Raw genomic sequence first — 24445 nt, 5'->3', positions numbered from 1 at the left:
GCCGACGAGCGCCTGCCGCCATCGCGGCGGATCGGGCATTCGACCGTCGCGGTGCATGGAAGATTCCCGGCGAGTCGGGAATCGCGCCCGGGGCTGGCGTCGTCGCCCGCTATTGTAATGATCTGGCGGGGCGGCGTACGGGTGGGTGCGGTGGCTGCAGCGGGAGCGGCGAGTTCGGCCCTGACGAGCGGCCTTACTGGGCCGTCTCGCGATAGTTCGCGAACTTCGACATCTGGCCGATGCCGGGATTGAAGCAGTTGCACGGATCGAGCTCGCGGTAGAACTCGGCCAGCGCCGGCTTCGCGCGATACAGGTGGCCGACGTTGTGCTCGGCAGGATATTCGGCGCCGCGCGCGTCGAGCAGCGTCCACATCCGGTGCTCGACCGCGAGGCAATCGTGGCCCTTGCGAACGATGTAGTCCTGATGAAACACGTGGCAGAGGAAATGGCCGTAGTAGAGCTTGATCGCGATGGTGTCCTCGATCGCCTTCGGCAAGGTTTCCACCCAGTCGCGATCGTTGCGCCGCAGCGCCACGTCGAGCGCCACGATGTCCTCCACCGCGTCGCTGTGGATCGCCCGGTAGCGCACCGCCGCGCCGGCCGCCGCGAAGCGCAGCAGGAACGCCTTGGCGCCCTCGTCGGGCGTGCATTCGAAGAAATCGCCGCCGGCCTTCGCGAAATACGCCGCGAGCCGCTCGCGCGTCGCCGCCACGCTGTCGGCCGACACCTTCAGCATCAGGTGATGCTCGAAACGCTCGCGAAACGCCTTCATGCGCGGCGGCAGATGGCTTGGGAACAGCCGGCTCACCGCCTGCAACACGCGGTCGCTCAGGTGTTTGGGCAGGAACCCGAAGCGATTGGCGATCGCGTCGAAACGGCTTTTCATGGCGAACAGCGCCGGCAGCCGCGCGGTGCCGAGGTGATGGATCGCCAGGAACGTGTCCTTGCCGTAGCGCTCGGCGATGTCGAACGCGTCGCGGTGCAGGTATTCGCCCGAGATCGGCAGTTGCGGCAGCTCGCGCAGCGCGATGCGGCGGATCTCCGTCAGTTCGTCGGGGGAATTCGTGCCGATGTAGAACACCTGGGTGCCCTGCTCGATCGGGAACGTATCGAGCCGCACCGCGAACACCATCAGCTTGCCGGCCGAGCCGGACGCCTCGTGCAGACGGCGCGGGTCGGCGTTGTAGCGGGCCGGGGTGTCGGCGTCGATCTCGCGCACTTCATCGGCGTAGTGGTGATCGGAGGCGGCGCCTGCGTCGTGGCGGATGTCGGCCTCGGAAAACGCGCGGCGCTCGATCCGGTCGAGGATCGCCTCCGGATCGTCGCCCAGCGTCACGCCCAGGTGGTTGACCAGGTGCAGGCGGCCGGCCTCGTCCACTCGGGCGAACACCGCCATCTCCGTGTAGGCGGGGCCGCGCCGCACCAGCGCGCCGCCCGAGTTGTTGCACACGCCGCCGAACACCGACGCGCCGATGCAACTCGACCCGATCACCGAATGCGGCTCGCGCCCGAGCGGCTTGAGCGCGCGTTCGAGCTGGTCGAGCGTCGCGCCGGGCAGGCAGATCACCTGCCGGCCCTCGTCGATCACGTGGATGGTGTTCATGCGCGTGGTGCTGACGATCACGATGTCGCGGTCGTAGGCGTCGCCGTCGGGCGTCGAGCCGCCCGTCAGGCCGGTGTTCGAGGCCTGCGTGATGACGATCGCGTTGGCCGCCACGCAGGCCTGCAGCACCTTCCACTGCTCGACGATCGAGCCGGGCCGCACCACCGCCAGCGCGCGGCCCGAGCCGAAGCGAAAGCCCGTGCGGTAGCGCCGCGTGGCCTCGTCGTCCACCAGCACCTCGTTCGCGCCGACGATGCCGCGCAAGTCCGCCAGCAGCGCCGCGCCGTCGGTGCGCCCCGCCTGGTTCGATCCGCTCGATCCGCTCGATCCGCCCGCTGCCTCGTGCCCTGCCGTCATCGTGTTCTCCGTGCGTGATTGGCTCGCCGCGCGACGATCCGCGCAGCCGATACCGGAAAGCATAGAATCGCGGCAATCATTAGTCCAATATCTCAATACTGCGATTTGAAGACGAAAACGATATGGAATTCCGTCAACTCCGCTATTTCCTGGCCGTCGCCGAGCATCTGCACTTCACCGAGGCGGCGGCCTCGCTCGGCATCGCCCAGCCGCCGCTCAGTCAGCAGATCCTCAAGCTCGAGCGCGAGATCGGCGCGCGGCTGTTCGTGCGCCACCCGCGCCGCGTCGAGCTGACCGAGGCCGGGCGGACGCTGGCCGAGCGCGCGCGGCGCATCGTCGACGACGCGCAGCAGGCGCTGGTGGAGGCGCGCAACGCCGGGCGCGGCGAAACCGGCCGCCTGTCGCTCGGCTTCGCCGGCTCGACCGTATTCCATCCCGCCATCGCGCTGACCATGCAGCAGTTTCGCCACGACTACCCGCGCGTGGCGATCGGCTGCGAGGAGAGCAACAGCGTGACGCTGCTGGAGAAGGTGGGCGGCGGCCAGATCGACGCCGCCATGGTGCGCATGCCGCTGCATTGCGGAGAACTGATCGTCGAGCCGCTGACCGACGAAGCCATGATCGCCGTGCTGCCGCGCGGTCACCGGCTCGGCCGCCGCAAGCGCGTCGATCTGGCCGATCTGGCGAACGAGGCGTTCATTCTGTTTCCGCGCGGGATCGGGCCGAATCTCTACGATTCGATCATCGGCGCGTGTCATGCGGCCGGGTTTTCGCCGACGATCGGGATGGAATCACCGCAGATTTCGTCGGCGGGCAACCTGGTGTCGGCGGGGTTCGGCGTGGCGATCGTGCCGGCGTCGATGCGGCAGGTGCAGGTGGACGGGGTGAGCTTTCACGAATTGCAGGGCAGCCCGCTCGGCACGGGGATCGCGCTCGTGCATCGGCCGCGCGAGGCGTCGCCTACGGTGCGGAATTTCGTGCGGGTGGTGAGGGGGAGGCGGAGCGAGGCGGAGAAAGCTTCATCGAGGTTGGACCTCGCCTGACGCGGGCCTTGTCAATCGACGTTTCGGCGTACAGTGGAGCGCGCTCGTTGAAGTCGGATCGATCTTTCGCGAGGCACGGGTTTCATACTTTCTCGGAGGAATGCATGAAAGGATATTGGGTGGTGCTGGGTGGCGATGTCACGGATCAAGAAGCGCAAAAGCAATACGCCGCGCTGTGGGCGCCGATTGCCGAGCAGTATCAAGCCAGACTCAAGGTGCTCGATTCGAGCACGGTATTGGCCGAAGCCGGCCAGACCAAGCGCGTGCTGCTCGTCGAGTTTCCGTCTCTCGATGCGGCCAGGGCGTGCTACGCCGACAGCGCCTACCAGGAAGCCAAGGTGTTCGCGCTCAAGGCCTATCAACGCGAGTTGCTGATCGTCGAGGGCGACTTCGCTTAACCGCGCGTGCGCCGGCTGGGCCGGCCGCCCCGCACGCGCGGCCCAGCCGGAGCGTCACGCCGCTGCCTCGATAGCTCAGAAGGCAGCCCAGCCGAGCGCCGTCACGTAAAGCCCCAACCCGAACACCACATGGCTCGCCAACTGCAACGCGCAGGCCTTGGCCGGCGTCGGGGTATTGGCATTGGCGACGCCCGCTCCCATGCCCGGCGCCATCACGAACCACCCGGCCAGCACCGTCACGACGCCGACGATCAGCGCCGGCAACAGCGTCGGTGCATCGGCCCACGTCATCCCCCAGATGCCGAGCAAGGCGGCGGCATAGACGATGCCGATGAAATAGTGGCCCGACCAGCCCAGCAGCCGCTCGCCCGGAAACGGCGGCGTGGCGCCGATGTTCCGATGGTGGAACTGGAATCTCGTCAGGTATCCGAACCAGCGGCCACCCAACACCCAATTCGCTCGCGGCGCGCCCATGACCTCGGACATGAACACTTTCCAGAGATCGAATATCGCGGTCGCGCCGCAACCGATGACGATGCTCGACGCGATGAAGCTTGCTGTGCCTGAGGCGCTCACAATCACTGACTCCGTTAATGGGTTTTCCGCGCCGATCTCCGGCGCGACAGGACGCTAAGGATAGGGCAAAAACCACGACCGGCGTGCGCGCGGCGAGTGGAGAACAACGCTTTGTAATACGCAATTGCCTGAGCGCCGGGCATCGAGCGCCTCACCCCGGCCGCCCCCTGCGCGCCGCCGCAGCGGCGCGACCCGCCCGCGCCGCCAGAATCCCGCCGATCGCGCCGCCCACGTGGCTCTGCCACGAGATGCCCTGCGTGAACGGCAACGCCCCGATCAGCATGCTGAACCCATACACGCCCACCACCACCAGCGCCACGACGACCGACACCGCATCGCGCACGTACAAACCGCGCGCCACCAGATACGCCGCATAGCCGAACACCAGCCCGCTTGCGCCGATATGCACCGAATACGGCGCACCGAGCAGCCACGCGCACAAGCCCGCGCCCAGCATCGCGCCGATCGTGGCGTCCCAGAAGTTCGCGATGCGCGGCCACATGCACAGCCAGCCCAATACGAGCAGGCCCGAGGTGTTCGCCACGATATGCGCGAGGTTCGCGTGCAGCCAAGGCGCGAACAGGATTCCCTGCAAGCCGCCGAACGTGCGCGGCACCACGCCGTGGTTGTCGAGGTGCAGCCACGGAAACAGCGCGGACACGAAAAACACCGCCCACATCGAGCCGACGAAGCCGGCCAGCAACGTGACGCGCGCCTTCAATTGCGCGCCGAGTTCGTGAATTTTTCGCATGTCGGGAAACGGAAAGGGCCATGACGATCGAGCGCCGTCATCTTAGCTCGAACGACCGCCATTCAGGGCCTGAACTCCGCGCATGCGCCGAGGCGCGGCGGCCGGGTATCAACGGCCCGGGGGACTTCCCGCTACCGTGGCCCCGCCAGCCGGCACCTCGCGCCGCAAGCCGTCGAGAAACACCTTCAGCCCTTCGAACAGCGGCGTGATCGCCTGCCACAGCGCCTCGTCGTGCAGCAGCTTGTATGCGCCGGTCACGCCGGGCGCGGTGTCGTGATGCGCGGCCGGCTGCCAGGCGGCCACGTGCTGGATCGCATCCGACGCGGCGAACGCGGCCTTCTCCAGGTGATCGGGCGGAATGCGCGACAAGGCGTTCAGCAGTACGACGAGATTCTGGATGCCGTTCTGCGCGGCGGGCTGGCCGAGGCCGCCGAGCACGTCGGCGATCTGGCTGTTGGCATCGACGAAATTGTGCGCGACGCGCAGGAAGCCGTTCTGATGCAGGCTGTCGAGCAAGTGGCCGAGCGCGTCGTGCGCCGCGGGGTGGGGTTGCGACCGCGCCGGGTCGGTGTCGAAAGAATCGGCCATCGTGGTTTCTCCGGTGGTTGCCGCGTCGAGCGACGGGCGAAACGGATCAACGGCGGCGCGGAAGAGAGGGAGCCCGGCCGCGCCGATGAGCGACGGATCGTGGCACAGGTCGCACGTCGCGCGCAGCACATGCTCACCGCCGATTGACAGCCGCCGCGCACACGGACCGCACGCCGATTGCGCCGGCAGGCGGCCGGCACGAACGATGCACACGCAACCATCGGCGTGCCGAGCATCACACGTGCCCGCCGCGCCGCGATCTCGCCGTCAACCGGCTTTCCAACGCCTGACAATCAATCGGCCACGCGCGGGAACGTCAGCACGAAGCGCGTGCCCTGCGCATCGCTTTCGGCATGCGCGGCGCCGCCATGCAATTCCATCACCGAGCGCACGATCGCGAGGCCGAGGCCGGCCACGCCGCCGTCGGCTCCGGCGATCTGCCGGCTGCGGGCCGGATCGCCGCGATAGAAGCGGTCGAAGATCCGGTCGAGCAGCTCGGCCGCGATCGGCTCGCCCTGGTTCGCCACGGTGACGGTCAGCGCCGCGGGCGTGTCGTGCGCGATCAGCCGGATCGCGCCGCCGCGCGGCGTGTAGCGCAGCGCGTTCGCGAGCAGGTTGCCGATCGCGCGCCGGAACAGTTCGAGATCGGCCGTCAACTGGCCGTTGCCCTCCACGCTCAACGCGGAGCCAGCCTCCTCGACCAGCCCCTCGAAATACCCTGCAATCCTCAGCAATTCCTCGCGCACCTCGAAGCTGCGCCGATGCGTGACGAAGCCCGGATGTTCGGCGCGCGCCAGGAACAGCACGTTCTCGATCATCCGCGATAACCGCTCGTATTCCTCCAGATTCGATTCGAGCAAGGTCTCGTATTCGCCGGTGCCGCGCGGGCGGCTCAACGCCACCTCGGTCGCGCCGCGCATGTTGTTGAGCGGCGTGCGCAGGTCGTGCGCGAGATCGGCGCTGAATTGAGACAGTTGACGAAAGCCGCGTTGCAGGCGCGTGAGCATGGCGTTGACGGCATCCACCAGCGGCGCGAGTTCCTGCGGCACGCCGCGCCCGTCGAGCCGCGCATCGAGGCGGTCCACCGTGATGCGGCCGGCATCGGCCACCACGCCGCGCAGCGGCCGCAGCGACAGACGAATCAACGCATAGCCGATCAGCACCGAGAGCGCCGCGCCGGCGCCGCCCGCCAGCCACAGCGTGTCGCGGTAGCGATCGAGCAGCGCGGCGCCGTCGTGCAGGTTGCGGGCGACCACCAGCGCGATCACGCTGCCGTCGCGCAGCCGCGCATCGGTGACGATGCCGTGCACCGGCATGCCATCGCGTGCAGTCCAGGCGACGATTTGCGTGTCGACGATGCGCGCCTGCGAATCGACGTGCGGCGTGCCGCGCGGCACGATGGCCGCGAGCCGATCGGCCGGCGGTGCGGAATCGGGTGCATCGCCGGGATCGGGATCGGGGTCGGCGAATGCGGCTGAGGCCGCAGCGGAGGCCGCGCGGGCCGGCCTGGCTTCGTTGGCGTCGCCGCGGCTCATGTCGCCGGCCTGCGCGGGCCGGGCGCGCGCGCCGGGCTGGCCGGGCAGCGTCACGGCCAGGTTGCGCGACGCGACGATGCGCCCGTCCGCCGTGGCGGCCGCGAACGACAGCGCGCTGTTGCCGAACACCACGCTGGTCAGGCGCTCGGCGTGCGTGCCGACCTCGGCGGGCGTGGCCAGTTCCTCGGCGAGCCGCCGCGCGTGGCGCGCGGCCAGCACCACGTCGAGATCGCTCTGCTGGCTGACCTGGCGGTCCAGCCCGAGATAGACATAGGTGCCCACCAGCGCGAACACCGCCAGCGTCATCACGCCGAACGCCACCGCCAGCGCGACCGTCAGCGAGCGCGCGCGCATCAGCCGGCTTCCTTCAGTTCGAGCACGTAGCCCACGCCGCGCACGGTGTGGATCAGCTTGGCGGGGAAATCGTCGTCCATCTTGACGCGCAGGCGCCGGATCGCCACGTCCACCACGTTGGTGTCGCTGTCGAAATTCATGTCCCAGACATAGGAGGCGATCTGCGTGCGGCTCAGGACTTCGCCCTGGCGACGCGCCAGCAGGTGCAGCAGCGAGAATTCGCGCGGCGTCAGGTCGATGCGGGCCGCGCCGCGCCGCACGCGGCGGCGCATCACGTCGATTTCGAGGTCGCCGATCCCAATCCATTCGGTTTCGCGCGGCGGGCCGCGCCGCGCCAGCGTGCGCACCCGCGCCAGCAATTCGACGAAGGCGAACGGCTTGACCAGATAATCGTCGGCGCCGAGTTCGAGGCCGCGCACGCGGTCTTCCACGTCGTCGCGCGCGGTCAGGAACAGCACCGGCGTGGATTTGCTGGCGCGCAGGCGCTTGAGCACGTCCCAGCCGTCGAGCACGGGCAGCATGATGTCGAGCACGATCACGTCGTACTGCTCTTCCTCGGCCAGCAGCAGGCCATCGGCGCCGTCGGTCGCCAGATCGACGCTCATGCCCGATTCCTCCAGCCCCTTCTTCAGATAGGCGCCGGTTTTCGGTTCGTCTTCGACTACGAGGATTCGCACCGCGCGCTCCTGTCCCATGAATACGCGTCGATGGTACCGGGATTCGAGGGTGCCGGGCGACCCGGCGGGGCGGATGACAAAAATGTAATACGGAGCCCTGACGGACGGGCCGCCCGGCGCGGAACGGGAGCGGGTGCATGACAGGGTTGTCATGCGGCGCAGCGCGCCTCGATGGCGCCAACGCTCGGGGCCAAGGACGCAAGCCGTACGGTCGCAAGCCGCGAAGCCCCTCGGGGCCGGACTCGCCACCACCGCCCGCTCAATCCCCCCGAAACGCGCCCACCGCCTCGGTCAACTGCCGCCCCTGCCCGTCCAGCGCATTCGATGCAGCCGCCGCCTGCTCGACCAGCGCCGCGTTGTGCTGGGTGACGTCGTCCATCTGCGTGATGGCGATGCCGATCTGCTCGATGCCCTGGCGCTGCTCGGCCGACGCGGTGGCGATCTCGCCCACGATGGCCTGCACGCGCGCCACGGCCTGCGTCACGTCGCCCATGATCCGCCCCGCCTCGCCGGCCAGCCGCGAGCCGTCCTCGACCTTGCGCGACGAATCGCCGATCAACCCGTGGATCTCCTTGGCCGCCGACGAAGCACGTTGCGCGAGCGAACGCACCTCGCCCGCCACCACCGCGAAGCCGCGCCCGTGATCGCCGGCCCGCGCCGCCTCCACGGCGGCGTTCAGCGCGAGGATGTTGGTCTGAAACGCGATGCCCTCGATCATGCCGGTGATGTCGGCGATGCGCCGCGCGCTGTCGCTGATCTCGCCGATGGTGCCCACCACCTGCCCGACCGACGCGCTGCCGCGCCGCGCGATCTCGGCGGCGTCGAGCGCGAGCGCGCTGGCCTCGTCGGCCGATTCGGCGTTGCGCCGCACGGCCGCCGTCATCTGCTCCATGCTGGCGGCCGTTTCCTGCAGCGACGCGGCCTGCTGCTCGGTGCGCGCCGACAGATCGGCATTGCCCGAGGCGATCTGCGCCGCGCCGGTGGCAATGCCCTCGGCCGAGGCGCGCACGGTGCCGAGCAGCGCGATCAGCCCGGCGCGCATGCGCGCCAGCGAGGCCAGCATGCTGCCGGCCGGCGCGCGCTCCGCACCGTCCAGCGCGGACAAATCGCCTTCGGCGAAGCGCGCGATCGCGCCGGACAACACGGCCGGCTCCGCGCCGAGCGTGCGCAGGATGCTGCGCGAGGCGGCCAGCGTCAGCAGCGTGACGATCGCGCCGAGCACGGCCAGCGCCGCCAGCGAGCGCCCGAGCATCCGGTAGTAGGCCTGACGAATATCGTCCTGGTAGGCGCCCGCGATGAAATCCCAGCCCCACGGCGCGAAGCGCTGCGCGTAACCGAGCTTCGGGCTGGGCTCGGTCTCGCCCGGCTTGGGCCACCAGTATTCGAGGAAGCCGCCGCCCTCGGGCGACGCACCGGCCGCCGCGATGCCCTGGTACAGCGCGTAGCCGTGCGCGTCGTGCCAGTTCGACATGTCCTTGCCGTTCAGCGCGGGCGAGGTGGGATGCATGACCATCACCGAGTTCGCGCCGATGATCGTCACGTAGCCGTTGCCCGCGTAGCGCAGGTCGGCGATGCGCGCGATCGCCTCGCGGCGCGCGGCGTCCATGTCGAGCTTGCCCGCGCGCGCCTCGCGCTCCAGCCCCTGCGCCACCGAGGCGGCCATCAGCACGATGTTGCGCAGGTCCGCGCGCCGTTCGCCCAATTGCAAGTCACGCGCCTGCCAGGCGCTCCACACGGCCAGCACCACCAGCCCCACCCAGGCCAGTGCGAGCGGCAGCCACAATTTCTTGCGCAGCGTCATCCCGTTCATCAGGAATCCGTCCGAAAAAAAGCGCGCGCCGCCTGGCCCTCCGGCCCGCAACGCGCGCGTCAACAGCGGCAACCGCCGGGCCGACCCGGCCGCCGCCGCACTCGCTCACCCAAGCGCTCACTCAACCAGCTTCGCGCCGGCTCAGAACACCGTGCGCAGGCTCAGGCTCGCCCCGAAGTTGTTGGCCTTGCCGGCGAACGTCAGCGGGCCGTTCGGATCGTTGACCGACGCGCCCGACAGATGGCTGTGGTCCACTTCGAGGTACACGTCGGTTCGCTTGCTCAGGATGTAGTCGGCAATGCCGTAGACGGTCTGGATCGAGCCGCTGCGGCCCGGCGACACGTTGTTCGCATGATCGTAGGCGTACGAAGCAATGAAGCGCCACTGCGGCGACAGCGCGTAGGTCGCGCCGACGCGCAGGAACGCATCGTTGCGCGCGCTGGTTTGCGCGCTGCCGGCGGCCGTGGTGACGTTGCTGATGATGCTGGTGTTCGACAGCGGGCCGCCGGAGTTGGCGGCGGCCACGTTGAAGCCGGCGTCGCGGCGCGCGTCGATGCCGTACAGGAACATGCCGAGCGGCCCCCACGCATAGGTGCCGCCGAACGAGCCGACCACCAGCTTGTGGCCGCCGCCGTCCTTCGATTCCGCGCCGGCGATGCCGACCTTGCCGCCGTTGAAGTTGTAGATCAGCGAAGCGGTGGTGGTGCTGCCCGATGCGCCGCTGCCCGGCTGGCCGCCGAACGCGTGCTGCACCTGCAAGCCAACCGGGCCGAACGATTTCTCGTACTGCACGGTGTTGTCGAAGCGGATGCCGACCAGGAACAGCGACCAATCGGTGGCGTTGATGTTGCCGCCGCCGATCGGATCGAAGTTGAACGCGTAGAAGTTGTAGATCCCGCCGTATTGGCGGCCGAGCTTGACGGTGCCGAAGCGGTCGCTCTGCAGGCCCACCCAGGCGAAGCGGCCGAACAACTGGCCTTGCTGGTCCGACTTGCCGTTGGCAATGTTGAAGCCCGATTCGAGCTGGAAGATCGCGCGGTTGCCGCCGCCCAAATCTTCCACGCCCTTCAGGCCCCAGCGGTTGCCGTTGACGGCGCCTTCGTTGACGCCGGTGGTGTTGCCGGCCGCCGAAGTCTGAAACCGCACGGCTTCGTCGATCAAGCCGTACAACGTGACGCTCGATTGTGCGTGCGCCACGCCGCAGGCGAGCGCGATCCCCATTCCGCCGATGATCTTTTTCATTCGAATTCCTGATTGATTCGTTCTGGCCGCGTTGTTCGAAAGTGCAGCGCGGCATCCGCCCGGCCGGCGATGTGTCGTCCATCCCACCGCAGGCCACCCCTGCTCCGCATCCCGCGCGGCCGGTCTTGGCCGGTTCGTGCGGGACGTTTCCCTGAGCACGGTTGATTCTGTTGCAGCGTCGCGGGCAGGTCGAACTTGAAAATTAAATCGCGCGCATAAGGAATTCGAATACCGGAATACGTCGGGCGCGCACGCACGAACGCCGCCGGGCGCGAATGCGCCGGGCGGCCGAATCGGAATGGAAAGGCGCAACGGAACGCCGCGAACGCGGCGCCGAAAAACAACAGGAATGCGAACGAGCGCCTACACCATGACGCGCGCCGCGCCTTCTCCGAGGCGCGCCGCGTAGGCGCGCACGGTGTCGACGGCGATCTCGACGAGCCGCTCGGTCAGGTCCGAGCCGGTGCGCCACGCGATCACGAACGGCAGCGGCGGCGGCACCTCCAGCCCTTCGAGCTGGCGCAGCGTGCCCTTTTCGAGCGGCAGCGTGACGAGCGCGGGCGGCATCGCCGCCACGCCGAAGCCGGCCTGGGTCAACTGGATCATCGCGGCCACCGAGTTCACGCAGCTCACGCGCGCCTCGCCGATGCCGAACGATTGCATCAGCCGCAGCAGGTCCTGGTGCGGGCGCGAATGGCGCGAGTAGGTGATCAGCCGCTCGTTGCCGAGCCGGCGCAGCGCGGCCGTTTCGGTTTCGTCAGCTTGCAGGCCGCTCACGCGCGAATTGGCGGCCGCGATCCACACCACCGCCAGTTCGAGCACCTCCACGCTGCGGATCGTTTCGTCGCGCAGCATGTCGGTCTGAATCACCATGTCGAGCATGCCGCGCCGCAACTGCTCGTTCAGGTTGAGCGCGGTGTCGGAGGTCACTTCGATGTCGAGGTTCGGATAATGGGCCATCACGTCGGCCACGAAATCGACGAACCACGAGTGGATCGCGCTGTCCATCGCGCCGATCCGGATCGTGCCGTAGGCGAATTTCTCGCCCTGCAGCGATTCGTAGAGCTGCGTCATCGACTGGCTGACCTGCTCGGCGTGGCGCAGCACGCGCTCGCCCTCGCGGGTAAGCGTCACGCCCTTCGGCTCGCGCTTGAACAGCTTCGCGCCCAGCTCCTGCTCCAGCACCGAAATGCGGCTGGAAATGGCCGCCTGCGTCGAATGCAGCTTTTCCGCCGCCAGGCTGAAACTGCGCAGCTTGGCGACCCAGATGAACGTTTCGAGGAACTTCAGATTCACGCCGCGCCTCCTTGCGCCTCCGGACGGCAAAAGCCGGATTGCGCTGGCAACCCGGCTTTCGCGTCCTGCCGGCGGCGCTGGGGCGCGCCGCCGGACCTGCACCAGCTATACAGCAGAATGATTTTGACGGCTACCTCGCGCCCGAAGGCGCTCCCACCGCGCCACACCGCCTACATCATCACGTACAGCAGCACGATATTGACGGCCAGCAGCGCGAACGCGGTCGGCACCTGGGCGCGGATCACGCCGTACTTGTCGCGCAATTCGAGCAGCGCGGCCGGCACGATGTTGTAGTTCGCGGCCATCGGCGTGAGCAGCGTGCCGCAATAGCCGGAGAACATGCCGATCGCGGCCAGCGGCGCGGGGTTCGCATGGAACATGCCGATCAGCACCGGCACGCCGATGCCGCCCGTCATCACCGGGAACGCGGCGAAGCCGTTGCCCATGATCACCGTGAACAGCGCCATGCCGATGCAGTACACGGCCACCGCCACCAGCTTGACGTCGAGGTTCACGTAGGCGGTGGTCACATGCGCCACGGCCTTGCCCACGCCCGCATCGGCGAACACCAGGCCGAGCATGCCGAGCATCTGCGGCAGCACCACCGCCCACGACAGCACGTCCACCAGCCGGCGCGCTTCCAGCACGCCCTGCTGCGGCCGGTCGCGCGTCATCGCGCAGGCGAATGCGAACGCCACCACGCAACCGATGCCGAACGAGGCCAGCGTGGCGTTCTTCGGATCGATCAGCGCCGTGCCGCCAAACACCAGATGCGGCGCGAGCAGCGTGCCGATCACCGTAACCAGCGGGATCGTCAGCGCGGGCAGGAACAGCCGGTTGCCGAGCCGCAGCGCGCTGTCGCGGCGCGCTTCGTCGCTCGGCACCTTCGGCTTGCCGCCGACCACGCCACCGAAGCCGGCCACCAGCGCCATCGCCACCACCAGCACGCCGACCACGTCGGCCGGCAGCTTGTCGCCGGCCAGGAACACGATGCCGTAGACGATCCAGAACGCACCGGCCAGGAAGCGCTTCGGATGCGCGCGATCGCTGACGATCACGCCGCCGATCACGATCAGCAGGATGCCGAGCAGCCAGAAAAATACGTTGAGCGAAACGATCATGCCTGTTCTCCTGGTGCGCGATCGAGATGCGGCGCGGCGGCCTTGCCGTCCGGGGCGGCCACCTGGCGCGCCACCCAGCCGTCGAGCCGGTAGAGCCGGAAGCCGTGAATGGCGAAGGCCGCCACGGCGGTCGGGATGCCGTACACCGCAACGTGCATCGGCTCGACCACCACGCCCGATTCCTTCAGGAACGTGACCATCAGCACGATCGCGCCGAACGCCACGAACACGTCCTCGCCGAAGAACAGCCCGACGTTGTCGGCCGACGCCGAGAACGCGCGCAGCCGCTCGCGCACCGCGTCGCCGAGCTTGCCGAAGCGCGCCTCGGCGGCGCCTTCGGCCATCGGCGCGACCAGCGGCCGGACCATCTGCGGATGCCCGCCGAGGCCGGTCAGGCCGACCGCCGCGGTCAGCTCGCGCACCAGCAGATAGGCCAGCAGCAGGCGGCCCGGGGTGGCGGCGCGAATCCCGCCGATCCAGATCTGCGCGCGCTCGCGCAGCCCGTGCCGTTCGAGCAGGCCGATCACCGCGAGCGGCAGCAGGATGATCAGGCTGATCACACGGGTCTTGATGAAGCCCGCGCCCATTGCGGCGAGCACGTGATCGAGCGGGAAATGCGCCGCGAGGCCGGTCACGACGGCCGCGGCCACCACGATCAGCAGCGGGTTGAAGCGCAACGCGAAGCCGGCGACGATCAGCGCGACGCCGACAAGCGGGTACAGATTCACGGTTGACTGCATCGAAGGATCTCCTGGTGCTACGGGGTGTGTGGGCTTCGCCTGGCGGGCAGGCGAAGCGGCCATCTCGGTGCGCGTGCGCCGCCTGAGCCGCGGCTGCCGCGCACCTGTTCTGTTGCTTATTCCGCGTGGCCGTAACCGCCGCCGCCCGGCGTCTCGATCACGAACACGTCGCCCGGCTGCACGGTGGTGGTGTGGGTGGCGCCGAAGTGCTCCACCGCGCCGCCCGCGCGCTCGATCCAGTTGCGCCCGACGCTGCCCGCCGCGCCGCCCGCCAGCCCGAACGGCGGCACGCGGCGTCGGTTGGCGAGGATGTTGGCGGTCATCGTCTGGGTGAAGCGGATGCGCCGCACCGCGCCGTCGCCGCCGGCCTGCCGGCCCGCGCCGCCGCTGCCCGCGCGGATCGCGTGCTGCTCGACGATCACCGGAAAGCGCCATTCGATCACCTCGGGGTCGGTCATCCGCGAGTTGGTCATGTGGGTCTGCACGGCCGAGGTGCCGGCGTGGCCGCCGCCCGCGCCCGAGCCGCCCGCGATCGTTTCGTAGTACTGGCGGGCCTCGTCGCCGAACGTGAAGTTGTTCATGGTGCCCTGCGAGCCGGCCAGCACGCCGAGCGCGCCATACAGCGCGTCGGTGATCGATTGGGACACCTCGACGTTACCCGCCACTACCGCGGCCGGATACACCGGGTTCAGCATCGAGCCCTGCGGAATCACGATCTCGATCGGCCGCAGCACGCCTTCGTTCATCGGCATGTCGTCGTTCAGCAGCGTGCGGAACACGTACAGCACGGCGGCCTTGCACACCGAGCCGGGCGCGTTGAAATTGCTGGCGCGCTGCGCGCTGGTGCCGGTGAAATCGATGCGCGCCGAACCCTGCTCGCGATCCACCGTGACGCGCACGCGGATCGCCGCGCCGTCGTCCATCTCGTAGGCGAATTCGCCGTCCGACAGCGTGGCGATCGCGCGGCGCACCGCTTCCTCGGCGTTGGCCTGCACGTGGCCCATGTAGGCGGTCACGACCTCCGCGCCGTACCGGCCCACCACGCGCAGCAGCTCGGTCGCGCCGCATTCGCAGGCGGCCACCTGGGCCGTCAGGTCGGCGATGTTCTGGTCGATGTTGCGGCTCGGATACGGGCCTTCGGCGAAGCGCGCGCGCACGTCGGTTTCGAGGAAGCGGCCGGCCGCGACGATCGGCACGTTGTCGAGCAGCACGCCTTCTTCCTCGATGGTGGTGCTGTTCGGCGGCATCGAGCCGGGCGTGATGCCGCCCACGTCGCCGTGGTGGCCGCGCGCCGCCACGTAGAACAGGCGCTCGCCGCCATCGCCGTCGCTGCCGTCGCTGCCGTACACCGGCATCACCACCGTGATGTCGGGCAGGTGCGTGCCGCCGTTGTACGGCACGTTCTGCATGAACACGTCGCCGCGCCGCATGGTTTCGCCATGCTTGCGAATCACGCTCTGCACGCTGTCGCTCATCGAGCCGAGGTGCACCGGGATATGCGGCGCGTTGGCGATCAGGCCGCCGTCGCGGTCGAAGATCGCGCACGAGAAATCGAGGCGCTCCTTCATGTTGACCGAGTACGAGGTCTTCTCCAGCGTCACGCCCATCTGCTGCGCGATCGACATGAACAGGTTGTTGAAGATCTCCAGATGCACCGGATGGCGCGCGGTGGTGATGGCGTGCGCGGCGCCGGCCGCCTGGTCGCGATCGAGGCGCAGCGTGCCGTCGTCGAGCACGGTGGCGGACCAGCCGGCGGCCAGCACGATCGTCGAGATTTCCTCGGTGATCAGCGCGGGGCCGTCGAGACGCGCGCCCACCGCGAGGTCGCGGCGCGCCTGCAGCGGCACCGTGGCGGCGCGGCCGTTTGCGTACAGCGCGGCGCTCGCGCCTTCGACGGCGGCGGCGTTGGCCTTGCGCGGCGCCGCGCCGTGCAGCATCGGCGGCTCGGTCAGGCCCACCGCCTCCACCACCACCGATTCGATCACCAGCGGCTTGTCGTTCATCGCGAAGCCGAAGCGCTTGCGGTGCAGCGTCTCGAACGCGAGCGCCATGTCGGCGGCGTCGCCGAACGGCACTTCGAGCGTCGAATCGGTATCGCGATACTTGAGGCGCGCGGCGCGTGCAGCTTCCACGCGTTCGCGCGGCACATGCTGCGCGAGGATCGCGGCCACGGCTTCGTCCTCCAGCGCGGCGAACGAGGCGTCGAGCGCACTGACGGCCGCCGCATCGAGCAGCGCCTCCACGGCGCGCTCGCGCAACACGCGCAGGTCGGCGAGGCCCATGCCGTACGCCGACAGCACGCCCGCGAACGGGTGCAGCACGATGCGGCGCATGCCGAGCGCATCGGCCACCGCACAGGCGTGCTGGCCGCCCGCGCCGCCGAACGCGCACAGCGCGTAATCGCTGACGTCGTGGCCGCGCTCCACCGAGATCGTCTTGATCGCCTGCGCCATGTTGTCGACAGCGACCGCGAGGAAGCCTTCGGCCACCGCTTCGCCGCTCATCGCGCGGCCGGTGTCGCGCGCCACCTGGGCGGCCAGTTCGGCGAACTTCGTGCGCACCACGGCGACGTCGAGCGGCAGGTCGCCGTTCGAGCCGAACACGTGCGGGAAGTGATCGGGCTGCACGCGGCCGAGCATCACGTTGCAGTCGGTCACGGTCAGCGGGCCGCCGTTGCGGTAGCTGGCCGGGCCGGGATACGCACCGGCCGATTCGGGGCCGACCTTGAAGCGGCCGTTCTCGAAGCTGCAGATCGAGCCGCCGCCGGCCGCCACGGTGTGGATGTCCATCATCGGCGCGCGCACGCGCACGCCGGCCACCTGCGTTTCGAACACGCGTTCGTAGGCGCCGTCGTAGTGCGCGACGTCGGTGGACGTGCCGCCCATGTCGAAGCCGATCACGCGACGCTCGCCGGCTTCCTCGCTGGTGCGCACCGCGCCGACGATGCCGCCGGCCGGGCCGGACAGGATCGCGTCCTTGCCCTGGAAGCGGCCCGCGTCCACCAGCCCGCCGCTCGATTGCATGAACATCAGCCGCACCGCGCCGGTGTGCTCCGTGACGCGGCTCACGTAATCGCGCAGCACCGGCGAGAGGTAGGCGTCCACCACGGTGGTGTCGCCGCGGCCGACCAGCTTCATCAGCGGGCTGACCTGATGGCTCACGGACACCTGCCGGAAGCCGCATTCGCGCGCCAGCTCGGCCACGCGCAGCTCGTGCGCCGGGAAGCGGTAGCCGTGCATCAGCACGATCGCGATCGATTCGATGCCGGCCTCTCGAGCCTCGGCCAATGCACGGCGGGCCGAGGCCTCGTCGAGGCCGCGCAGCACTTCGCCTTGCGCATCGACGCGTTCGTCGATCTCCACCACGCGCTCGTACATCTGCGCGGGCAGTTCGATGTGGCGCGCGAAGATGTCCGGGCGCTCCTGATAGCCGATCCGCAACTGGTCGGCGAAGCCGCGCGTGATGGCCAGCAGCGTGCGGGCGCCCTTGCGTTCAAGCAGCGCGTTGGTGGCGACCGTGGTGCCCATCTTGATGACTTCGATGCGCTCCTGCGGCAGCGGCGCGGGTGCGTCCACGCCGATCAGGTCGCGGATGCCCTGCACCACCGCGTCGCGGTAGCGCTCGGGGTTCTCCGACAGCAGCTTGTGGGTGACGAGGCGCCCGTCCGGGCGGCGCGCGACGATATCGGTGAACGTACCCCCGCGATCGACCCAGAACTGCCAAAGGCCGTCGTCGGCCGGGTCGTGCGATTGAGGAAACTGTGCGTCTTGCTGCGTGACATTCATGCCGTCATCTCCGGGGCTTGCCGGCCGCCGTGCCGTAATGCCGGGGCGCGGACCAAACCGTGTTGTGATGGGCGGATTGTCGGGGCGGGCCCGGAAGGCGTCGATGAAGAAAAATAAATCCGCCGCATAACGAAATGCTATTCGGCGGGCGGATGCGAGAAAGCCCCGGCTGGCGGGGCTTTCGGGGGAAAGTGGAGGGGGCGAAGGTGCCCGGATCGGGCCGCGTGCAGACCGGTCCGACCAGATCTGGGCCGGGGGCCGGGGGCCGGGGGCCGGGGGCCGGGGGCCGGGGGCCGGGGGCCGGGGGCCGGGGGCCGGGGGCCGGGGGCCGGGGGCCGGGGGCCGGGGGCCGGGGGCCGGGGGCCGGGGGCCGGGGGCCGGGCAGCCGACGGGCGGGTCGGGCGCGCCGCGCAGGACGCGCGAACGCTCAGGCGCTCGCCGCGTGCGGACGCTTGCGCAGGTCGACCACCGCCCAGTGATGCACCAGCAAGCCGGCGATCGCCAGCAGGCCGCCCACCCAGCCGGTGGACGACCAGCCCATGCCGGCCTCGATCGCCACGCCGCCGAGCCACGCGCCGAGCGCGTTCGCGATGTTGAACGCCGAGTGATTGAGCGCGGCGGCGAGCGTCTGCGCGTCGCCGGCCACGTCCATCAGGCGCGTTTGCAGGATCGCGCCGAGCGCCATCACCGTGCCCACCAGCAGCACGTTGATCGAACCGGCCACCGCGTAGTGCGCGGTAAAGCTGAACGCGACCGTGACCACCGCCGTCCAGATCAGCACGTAGCGCGCGGTGCGGTCCAGCCCGCGATCGGCGAAACGCGCGCCGAGCAGGTTGCCGGCCACGCAGCCGATGCCGAACAGCGCGAGCACCACGGGAATCGCCGCCGCGGACATATGCGCGAGTTCCGTCATGGTCGGCTTCACGTAGCTGAACACCGAGAACAGCCCGCCGAAGCCGATCGCGCCCGTCGCCAGCGTCAACAGCACCTGCTTGCGGCGCAGCGCGCCGAGTTCGCGCAGCGGGTTGGCCTTCGGATCGCCGGGCAGGTGCGGCACCCACAGGCGGATCAGCACCACGGTCAGCGCGTTGATCACGCCGACCACCGCGAACGCCGCGCGCCAGCCGAGCCATTCGCCGATCGCGGCCACCAGCGGCACGCCGAACAGCGTGGCCAGCGTCAGGCCGAGGAACACGTTCGCCACCGCCTGCGCGCGCTTCTCGCGCGGCACCAGGCTGGCCGCCACCAGCGCCGCCACGCCGAAATAGGTGCCGTGCGGCAGGCCGCTGATCAGTCGCGCCACGGCCACGCCCGCGAAGCCCGGCACGATCGCGCTGGCCAGGTTGCCGAGCGTGAAGAACAGCATCAGCGCGATCAGCAGCGCGCGGCGCGGCCACTTCGCGCCGAGCACGGCGAACACCGGCGCGCCGATCACCACGCCGAGCGCGTAGATGCTGATCAGGTGGCCGGCGGTCGGGATCGAGATGCCGAGGTCCTGCGCCGCGTTCGGCAGCAGGCCCATGATCACGAACTCGCCGGTACCGATGCCGAAGCCGCCCACGCCGAGCGCGAACAGCGCGCGGCGCGTTTGCGCGGCGGATAGCTCGACCGATACGGGAATGACGTCTTCCGCGACGTCCGAACTGACAGACATGTGAATTCCAATCCAGTGTGGTTGACAACGGGCGCGCGCGACGGCGGCCGGTTCGAGCGATCGCTTTATCGGAGTGATGGCGATCGGTTTGTGACATGCAAAAAACATGCGGGATGTCATGCGCGAGGACGGCACTCTACACGAGCGTCGTTGAGTTCGCGTGTCAGGCGGCGCGTGGCTCGCACCTCCGTGGTGCGGTGCCGGCACGGGCAAGCTCGCAGGCTTTACTGTGCCAGCGTCGGGGGCTGGAAAAAAATGCTTTTTATCGATCGGGCGATCGATGGGGGCGATGAATGGGGCATCGGCTCATGGCTGTAGGTCGCGTGTTCGCGTAGCCGATGCGGCCGGCGCCATGCTTTTCCAACATTCGACCGTGTCGAATTAAGCGACTTGGTAAACGGTTCCGGCGACGGCTTTCGGCCATTTTGAGACGTTCGACGTTATGCTCCGGATCAGCGACAATCGCTGCTCAAAGTGTCGAGAAAAGGCGCGGCATGGAACACAAACAAAATAAGTTGAAAACCGAGATGGCGACGAAGCTAAGAGACGCGCTAGAGCAAGTTTCCGATGAGCGCTCTTTCGTGGAATTTTTGGCGCATCTCGCGACTGACTGGTTCACTGAAGCAGAGATCGAAGCGACCATTCAGTCATCATCCTATTCAAGTGGCGCACTGGGCTGGGAAAATGGTTCCATCGGCGCATTCCTGGAGGCCTCGAGCGCATGGGCAAATGCGTCCGCGACCGGATTGAAATATTACACACCGTCGGAAAATCCTTGGCGTCGCGCCGCTGACATTTTGATGGCAGGCAAGATCTATGAGTAAGCTACCCGTCTGATCTGTAGTGGCGCGGCTTCGCGTGGTCAGGCGGTGTCAATTGCTTGAGTGAACGACCGCTGTCCAGAAAGACGCACGACCGTTGTGGGTCGATCTGCGACTTTCGAGCGTTGCAGAACGGCGACCGACCGTGTTCGGCGAAGAGCAGACTTTTGGTGAAACGACTAGGCTCTCAATGCCGGATCAACTTATGCTGGATGGCGTAGTGCTTGCCCTTATTTTCAAGCTTAAGGTATTGTTGACTCGAGCTGGACCAAACAATAAGCCCTTGATCCATTGCCTCGCTGATATAGATATCCAACATGATCCGCGACATTGGCGCTTGCCTGACGATGGAATCATAGGAAATGAGGCTAGATGAATCTGACTCAAACAAGGCCACGATTATTTTCATCACTTCTAAGACACCGTCACCGATCTTCTCGGCAGGAGTGTCGGCCACTGGCACGAAAGGATTGTTAGATACAGGTGGCGCCACATATAGCGGAGCGCCATGAATGGCGCGCACCAGATCATCGAAAGCGAGTTCCATCTGATCCTGACGTGAGAAATCCAAGTACAACTTCGATTGTAGAAAGGTTGGCACAGCGTGAGTGCCCGATTGCCGGATCAGCGGGATGATCTTGTTCGAGTCAATGCTCCTGAGAAGATCAGCAGTGACGATCATCTTTTCGTAACCAACACCGCCAGCGCCAGTGTTAGCTTTTTGGACGTAGTTTTCGGTGCAGATCATGAGTACGCGGTCAGCGATAGCGAGGTTTCGCTCCATGAAATGGGGTAAATCATCCCCCGGTCCCAGCGACCATTGGTCAATGATCGACTCCACGCCGTTACTACGAAGCCGGGTTGCGAGGTCAAGGACCCATTTTTTATGGTCCAGTGAATCGTGCGAATAGGAAAGAAATGCTTTCGGTATCTTGTTGGTGGTCAAATTCTCACTCCAATTGTTGTAGGGAATTTAGATCAGCGCCACATCAGAGGCTGTGCTCCAGAGCATCTAGCCAGACTCGCCGACGACTGCATAACCTGCGGATCAAGTGCGTCGTTGACTCATTACCTTTCGCTGCAGTGACTGTATGTTAATCGTACGCAACGGGTCGCCTACAGCCAATCACGTGCAACAAAACGCCACGACTTTGGCCCCCGTAGAGGAGTGTCAGAAATTCCGTGTTCGAAGCGAGTTGAACATCACACAGATAGCCGAGCAAAATGTTCTTCGTAGAGGATAGCGAACTGATTCATAGCCGCCTGCCAGTCATGGGCGGCGTGTCCCCACTCCACCGCCCTTGGCGCGGCTACCCGCAAATCGCTAATTCCCCGCGCCCACGATCGGACCGGAGACGCCCCGCCCCCTACTGCGCCCGCGCATGCTCCGCCAACCCGATCGCCTTGTAGTCATAGGTCGGATAAAACTCCGTGCGATACGCCCCCCAGGCCGTATCCTCAAGCACCCGATTCACCTCCCTTACCCGCGACGCCGGCAGCCTCAGCACGATCACCTGCCCGATCCCCATCGTCACCGTCCAGCTCACCACTTCGACACCGGGCGGCGGAAACGCCTTGTAGAAGCCTTGCTTATCCAGTTGCGCATTAAGCTCGCGCAGCGGACGCGATTGATCGTGCTTGAGAAACACCGTCAGCAGCACAGCGTTATCGGGCGTCGCCACGGCATTACCCGCCGGCGGCGCACCCGAAGGCTGAGCCTGCGCGGCCAACGGCACGGCCATCGAAGCCGTCACAGCAGCCACCACGGCAACCCAGCGCACACAGCTACGAAATCCACAGATCACAGGCATGTTTTCGCTCCCGGTTGGAAACGGGCCGCGCGGAATGCCCGGCCCGTGCAAACGCCCGGCGAGCGTACACCGGATCGCGCCGACGCATCGCCCCCGCGCGGCTCGCGAAAGCCCGTCGCAAGCCATCCACAGCCATGACGAAACGGCACAATTTCTTGTTGCATCGCCCAACGGGCACGGCATAGAATCCGCCCTGTCTCGAACCGAATCATCCTGACCACTCAGAATCATGGAATCCATGTCTAGTAGCGACAGTTGCTCGCCGGCCTTGCCCGGCGACCCCCTGACCCGTACGCGCTAGCAGCCACAGTTCCCTGTCGCCGCTGCCCGTACCAACGGCGCAGCGCGCATCTTCCGGCCCGGTCCCGCACCGCTCGGGCCACGATCAAGACCGCCTGCCTACCTCGATGTCCGATGCGAATCGTTCGCACCGGCAATGGACACCCGTGTCCGGACCCGCCCCAGCGGAGATCGCGATGTACGTGCAAAAATTCATGTTTGTTTCGCATTCCTACTTTAGCCTGCGCGACGATGCGCTGGCCGGCCTGCTGCCGCCCACGCATCCGCATGCGTATGCCGCAGGCCCCATCGATCCCGGCATCGATGCACGACCGGAACCGGCCCACGATCCACAACAGACGGATCAGCCCGGCCAGATCGCGGCGCCCATCCGCATCTGAGCCCGGCGACGCGCGCGCAAGGGCCTCGCCCATGCGACGCGCGATCGCCTCGTCGACGACAATACCCCCACAAGAAAATCCGATGAAGACACTCGCCCGCTCCCTTCTCGCCGCCCGCCAGCCTTGCGCCAGCCACGCGGCCCCCGCCCCGCTCCGCCGGCTCGCCCGCCGCGCGGCGCTGGCCTCGGCGTTCGCCACCGCCGCCACGCTCGCCGCCACGGCCCAGGCGCAGGAAGCGGCCACGCCGCCGGCCACCGCCGCCGACGACGCCTCGGCCGCCACCGGCCTCTGGCAACGCGCCACGTTGTTCGGCAACCTCGGCGGCCTGCGCCCCGCGCTCGATCAGCACGGCGTGACGCTGACATTGCAGGAAACCAGCGAATACTTCGGCAACCTGTCGGGCGGCACGCGCCGCCTCGGCGCCTACGATGGCGTGACGCAAGCGGCAGTCAGCGTGGATACCAGCAAGCTGTTCGGCCTCGCGGGCGGCACGTTCAACGTCAGCGCGCTGCAGATTCACGGCACCAACCTGACGACCCGCTCGCTCGCCGCGCAACAGGCGATCAGCGGCGTCGAGGCACGCCCGGGCACGCGGCTGTGGGAGCTGTGGTACGGCCAGCAACTGGCGGGCGGCGCGGTGGACCTTCGCGTCGGCCAGCAAAGTCTCGATCAGGAATTCATGGTCAGCCAGTACGCCAGCAGCTTCGCCAATTCGACGTTCGGCTGGCCGGTGCTGCCGTCGGTCGACATGCCGGGCGGCGGCCCCGCCTACCCGCTGTCGGCGCTCGGCGCACGGCTCAAGGTGCAGGCCACGCCCGCGCTAACGGTGCTGGCCGGCGTGTTCGACGGCTACCCGGGCGGCAACCCGCAGGACGACGCGCAACAAACCAACCCGCACGGCACGCGCTTCAACCTGCACGACGGCGCGTTGTGGATCGGCGAACTGCAATACGCCGTCAACAAGCCGAGCGACGCAGCCGCCGGCGATGCCGATGCCGCGAAACACGTGGGCCTGCCCGGCCTCTACCGGCTCGGCCTCTGGTACGTGTCGGGGCATTTCAACGATCTGCGCGACGACAGCAACGGCGTGCCGCTGACCTCGCCCGCCTCGAACGGCATCGCGCAGACGCATCGCGGCACCTACGGCGCCTACGCGATCGGCGATCAGATGGTGTGGCGCTCATCGAGCTACGCGGCGCGCTCGCTCGGCGTGTTCGCGCGCGTGATGGGCGCGCCCGGCGATCGCAATTCGGTGAGCGTGTCCGCGCAGGCGGGCGTCACGCTGAAGGCGCCGTTCGCGGGCCGCGACAACGACACGGCCGGGCTCGCCGTGGGCTATACGAACGCGATGCTGAACGTGGACGCCGCAGCGGGCGCGGCCTACGGCATCGGCGGCGCGACGCGCATTCACGAGACGGTGATCGAGGCGACCTATCTGTATCAGGTCGCGCCGTGGTGGACGCTGCAAGGCGATCTGCAATACATCATGCGGCCGAGCGGCGGCTACGCCGTGCAATCGGACGGCGCGGTGCGCGCGATCCGCAACGAAGTGGTGGCCGGCCTGCGCACCGTCGTGATGTTCTGAAGCGGCAGTGCGGCGAGC

The 24445-nt window shown here is 67.9% G+C and carries 21 protein-coding genes; 6 read left to right on the top strand and 15 right to left on the bottom strand.

Annotated elements, in window-relative coordinates; all coding sequences use genetic code 11:
* Nucleotides 1–193 precede the first annotated feature (193 nt).
* The gene (gene dld / locus AB4851_RS06385) at nucleotides 194–1960 is read right to left on the bottom strand and encodes a D-lactate dehydrogenase (protein WP_414448910.1); all 1767 of its coding nucleotides are present in this window, start codon (nucleotides 1958–1960) and stop codon (nucleotides 194–196) included.
* A 122-nt stretch (nucleotides 1961–2082) separates the two neighbouring features.
* On the opposite strand from dld, the gene AB4851_RS06380 reads away from it, so the two are divergent.
* Nucleotides 2083–3003, top strand: coding sequence for a LysR family transcriptional regulator (locus tag AB4851_RS06380; RefSeq protein WP_414448909.1), 921 nt, complete (start codon nucleotides 2083–2085; stop codon nucleotides 3001–3003).
* A gap of 104 nt (nucleotides 3004–3107) precedes the next feature.
* Complete coding sequence (locus tag AB4851_RS06375) at nucleotides 3108–3401, top strand: DUF1330 domain-containing protein (RefSeq protein WP_414440369.1); 294 nt, start codon at nucleotides 3108–3110, stop codon at nucleotides 3399–3401.
* Nucleotides 3402–3476: 75 nt separating this feature from the next.
* Here the strand turns inward: AB4851_RS06375 and AB4851_RS06370 are convergent, their stop codons facing one another.
* Complete coding sequence (locus tag AB4851_RS06370; RefSeq protein WP_414448908.1) at nucleotides 3477–3887, bottom strand: DUF2938 family protein; 411 nt, start codon at nucleotides 3885–3887, stop codon at nucleotides 3477–3479.
* On the opposite strand from AB4851_RS06370, the gene AB4851_RS06365 reads away from it, so the two are divergent.
* A complete protein-coding gene (locus AB4851_RS06365; protein WP_414448907.1) occupies nucleotides 3886–4035 on the top strand; it encodes a hypothetical protein in 150 nt (49 codons plus the stop codon). The two genes, AB4851_RS06370 and AB4851_RS06365, sit on opposite strands and share 2 nt — an antisense overlap.
* A gap of 93 nt (nucleotides 4036–4128) precedes the next feature.
* On the opposite strand, the gene AB4851_RS06360 is transcribed toward AB4851_RS06365, so the two are convergent.
* The 11 genes from AB4851_RS06360 to AB4851_RS06310 all read right to left on the bottom strand — a co-directional run bounded on the left by AB4851_RS06360 (nucleotide 4129) and on the right by AB4851_RS06310 (nucleotide 19530).
* Nucleotides 4129–4728, bottom strand: a complete 600-nt coding sequence (locus AB4851_RS06360) for a rhomboid family intramembrane serine protease (RefSeq protein WP_414448906.1) — start codon at nucleotides 4726–4728, stop codon at nucleotides 4129–4131.
* 108 nt (nucleotides 4729–4836) lie between these two features.
* Nucleotides 4837–5316: a hypothetical protein gene (locus AB4851_RS06355; RefSeq protein ID WP_414448905.1), complete on the bottom strand. Its 480-nt coding sequence runs from the start codon at nucleotides 5314–5316 to the stop codon at nucleotides 4837–4839.
* 293 nt (nucleotides 5317–5609) lie between these two features.
* A complete protein-coding gene (locus tag AB4851_RS06350; RefSeq protein ID WP_414449145.1) occupies nucleotides 5610–7157 on the bottom strand; it encodes a heavy metal sensor histidine kinase in 1548 nt (515 codons plus the stop codon).
* 47 nt (nucleotides 7158–7204) lie between these two features.
* Nucleotides 7205–7882, bottom strand: a complete 678-nt coding sequence (locus AB4851_RS06345; RefSeq protein WP_414448904.1) for a heavy metal response regulator transcription factor — start codon at nucleotides 7880–7882, stop codon at nucleotides 7205–7207.
* Between the two features lie 259 nt (nucleotides 7883–8141).
* Nucleotides 8142–9692, bottom strand: coding sequence for a methyl-accepting chemotaxis protein (locus AB4851_RS06340; RefSeq protein ID WP_414448903.1), 1551 nt, complete (start codon nucleotides 9690–9692; stop codon nucleotides 8142–8144).
* Between the two features lie 141 nt (nucleotides 9693–9833).
* Nucleotides 9834–10934: a porin gene (locus tag AB4851_RS06335; RefSeq protein ID WP_414448902.1), complete on the bottom strand. Its 1101-nt coding sequence runs from the start codon at nucleotides 10932–10934 to the stop codon at nucleotides 9834–9836.
* 363 nt (nucleotides 10935–11297) lie between these two features.
* Complete coding sequence (locus AB4851_RS06330; protein ID WP_414448901.1) at nucleotides 11298–12230, bottom strand: LysR family transcriptional regulator; 933 nt, start codon at nucleotides 12228–12230, stop codon at nucleotides 11298–11300.
* 170 nt (nucleotides 12231–12400) lie between these two features.
* Nucleotides 12401–13351, bottom strand: coding sequence for a DUF979 domain-containing protein (locus AB4851_RS06325; protein WP_414440378.1), 951 nt, complete (start codon nucleotides 13349–13351; stop codon nucleotides 12401–12403).
* Nucleotides 13348–14091 (bottom strand): DUF969 domain-containing protein, encoded by a 744-nt coding sequence (locus AB4851_RS06320; RefSeq protein ID WP_414448900.1) that lies wholly within the window; start codon nucleotides 14089–14091, stop codon nucleotides 13348–13350. The genes AB4851_RS06325 and AB4851_RS06320 overlap by 4 nt, the downstream gene beginning before the upstream one ends.
* Before the next feature lie 116 nt (nucleotides 14092–14207).
* On the bottom strand, nucleotides 14208–17876 hold the full coding sequence (locus tag AB4851_RS06315; RefSeq protein ID WP_414448899.1) for a hydantoinase B/oxoprolinase family protein: 3669 nt from the start codon (nucleotides 17874–17876) through the stop codon (nucleotides 14208–14210).
* Between the two features lie 427 nt (nucleotides 17877–18303).
* Complete coding sequence (locus AB4851_RS06310; protein WP_414448898.1) at nucleotides 18304–19530, bottom strand: MFS transporter; 1227 nt, start codon at nucleotides 19528–19530, stop codon at nucleotides 18304–18306.
* Between the two features lie 494 nt (nucleotides 19531–20024).
* On the opposite strand from AB4851_RS06310, the gene AB4851_RS06305 reads away from it, so the two are divergent.
* A complete protein-coding gene (locus tag AB4851_RS06305; protein WP_414448897.1) occupies nucleotides 20025–20354 on the top strand; it encodes a hypothetical protein in 330 nt (109 codons plus the stop codon).
* A 184-nt stretch (nucleotides 20355–20538) separates the two neighbouring features.
* Here AB4851_RS06305 and AB4851_RS06300 read toward each other — a convergent pair whose 3' ends face one another.
* Together AB4851_RS06300 and AB4851_RS06295 are read right to left on the bottom strand one after the other, a co-directional pair.
* Complete coding sequence (locus AB4851_RS06300) at nucleotides 20539–21297, bottom strand: toll/interleukin-1 receptor domain-containing protein (RefSeq protein WP_414448896.1); 759 nt, start codon at nucleotides 21295–21297, stop codon at nucleotides 20539–20541.
* Nucleotides 21298–21718: 421 nt separating this feature from the next.
* The gene (locus AB4851_RS06295) at nucleotides 21719–22093 is read right to left on the bottom strand and encodes a hypothetical protein (protein WP_414449144.1); all 375 of its coding nucleotides are present in this window, start codon (nucleotides 22091–22093) and stop codon (nucleotides 21719–21721) included.
* A gap of 545 nt (nucleotides 22094–22638) precedes the next feature.
* Between AB4851_RS06295 and AB4851_RS06290 the strand changes: the two genes are divergently transcribed.
* Both AB4851_RS06290 and AB4851_RS06285 read left to right on the top strand, forming a co-directional pair.
* The gene (locus AB4851_RS06290; protein WP_414448895.1) at nucleotides 22639–22842 is read left to right on the top strand and encodes a hypothetical protein; all 204 of its coding nucleotides are present in this window, start codon (nucleotides 22639–22641) and stop codon (nucleotides 22840–22842) included.
* A gap of 82 nt (nucleotides 22843–22924) precedes the next feature.
* The gene (locus tag AB4851_RS06285) at nucleotides 22925–24427 is read left to right on the top strand and encodes a carbohydrate porin (RefSeq protein ID WP_414448894.1); all 1503 of its coding nucleotides are present in this window, start codon (nucleotides 22925–22927) and stop codon (nucleotides 24425–24427) included.
* Nucleotides 24428–24445: the final 18 nt, after the last annotated feature.

It is taken from the genome of Burkholderia sp. 22PA0099, from assembly GCF_047497165.1.
Lineage (GTDB): Bacteria > Pseudomonadota > Gammaproteobacteria > Burkholderiales > Burkholderiaceae > Burkholderia.
Note: the sequence above shows the minus strand (reverse complement) of the source record. Positions and strands in the feature narration are given on the sequence as shown.

Bases quoted from the DNA above. Each gene is read 5' to 3' on its own strand.
- AB4851_RS06310 (WP_414448898.1), bottom strand. From the start codon at position 19,530: ATGTCTGTCAGTTCGGACGTCGCGGAAGACGTCATTCCCGTATCGGTC.
- AB4851_RS06370 (WP_414448908.1), bottom strand. From the start codon at position 3,887: ATGTCCGAGGTCATGGGCGCGCCGCGAGCGAATTGGGTGTTGGGTGGC.
- AB4851_RS06360 (WP_414448906.1), bottom strand. From the start codon at position 4,728: ATGCGAAAAATTCACGAACTCGGCGCGCAATTGAAGGCGCGCGTCACG.
- AB4851_RS06355 (WP_414448905.1), bottom strand. From the start codon at position 5,316: ATGGCCGATTCTTTCGACACCGACCCGGCGCGGTCGCAACCCCACCCC.
- AB4851_RS06320 (WP_414448900.1), bottom strand. From the start codon at position 14,091: ATGCAGTCAACCGTGAATCTGTACCCGCTTGTCGGCGTCGCGCTGATC.
- AB4851_RS06365 (WP_414448907.1), top strand. From the start codon at position 3,886: ATGAACACTTTCCAGAGATCGAATATCGCGGTCGCGCCGCAACCGATG.
- AB4851_RS06375 (WP_414440369.1), top strand. From the start codon at position 3,108: ATGAAAGGATATTGGGTGGTGCTGGGTGGCGATGTCACGGATCAAGAA.
- AB4851_RS06340 (WP_414448903.1), bottom strand. From the start codon at position 9,692: ATGAACGGGATGACGCTGCGCAAGAAATTGTGGCTGCCGCTCGCACTG.
- AB4851_RS06290 (WP_414448895.1), top strand. From the start codon at position 22,639: ATGTACGTGCAAAAATTCATGTTTGTTTCGCATTCCTACTTTAGCCTG.
- AB4851_RS06325 (WP_414440378.1), bottom strand. From the start codon at position 13,351: ATGATCGTTTCGCTCAACGTATTTTTCTGGCTGCTCGGCATCCTGCTG.
- dld (WP_414448910.1), bottom strand. From the start codon at position 1,960: ATGACGGCAGGGCACGAGGCAGCGGGCGGATCGAGCGGATCGAGCGGA.
- AB4851_RS06350 (WP_414449145.1), bottom strand. From the start codon at position 7,157: ATGACGCTGGCGGTGTTCGCGCTGGTGGGCACCTATGTCTATCTCGGG.
- AB4851_RS06285 (WP_414448894.1), top strand. From the start codon at position 22,925: ATGAAGACACTCGCCCGCTCCCTTCTCGCCGCCCGCCAGCCTTGCGCC.
- AB4851_RS06315 (WP_414448899.1), bottom strand. From the start codon at position 17,876: ATGAATGTCACGCAGCAAGACGCACAGTTTCCTCAATCGCACGACCCG.
- AB4851_RS06305 (WP_414448897.1), top strand. From the start codon at position 20,025: ATGGAACACAAACAAAATAAGTTGAAAACCGAGATGGCGACGAAGCTA.
- AB4851_RS06380 (WP_414448909.1), top strand. From the start codon at position 2,083: ATGGAATTCCGTCAACTCCGCTATTTCCTGGCCGTCGCCGAGCATCTG.
- AB4851_RS06335 (WP_414448902.1), bottom strand. From the start codon at position 10,934: ATGAAAAAGATCATCGGCGGAATGGGGATCGCGCTCGCCTGCGGCGTG.
- AB4851_RS06295 (WP_414449144.1), bottom strand. From the start codon at position 22,093: ATGGCCGTGCCGTTGGCCGCGCAGGCTCAGCCTTCGGGTGCGCCGCCG.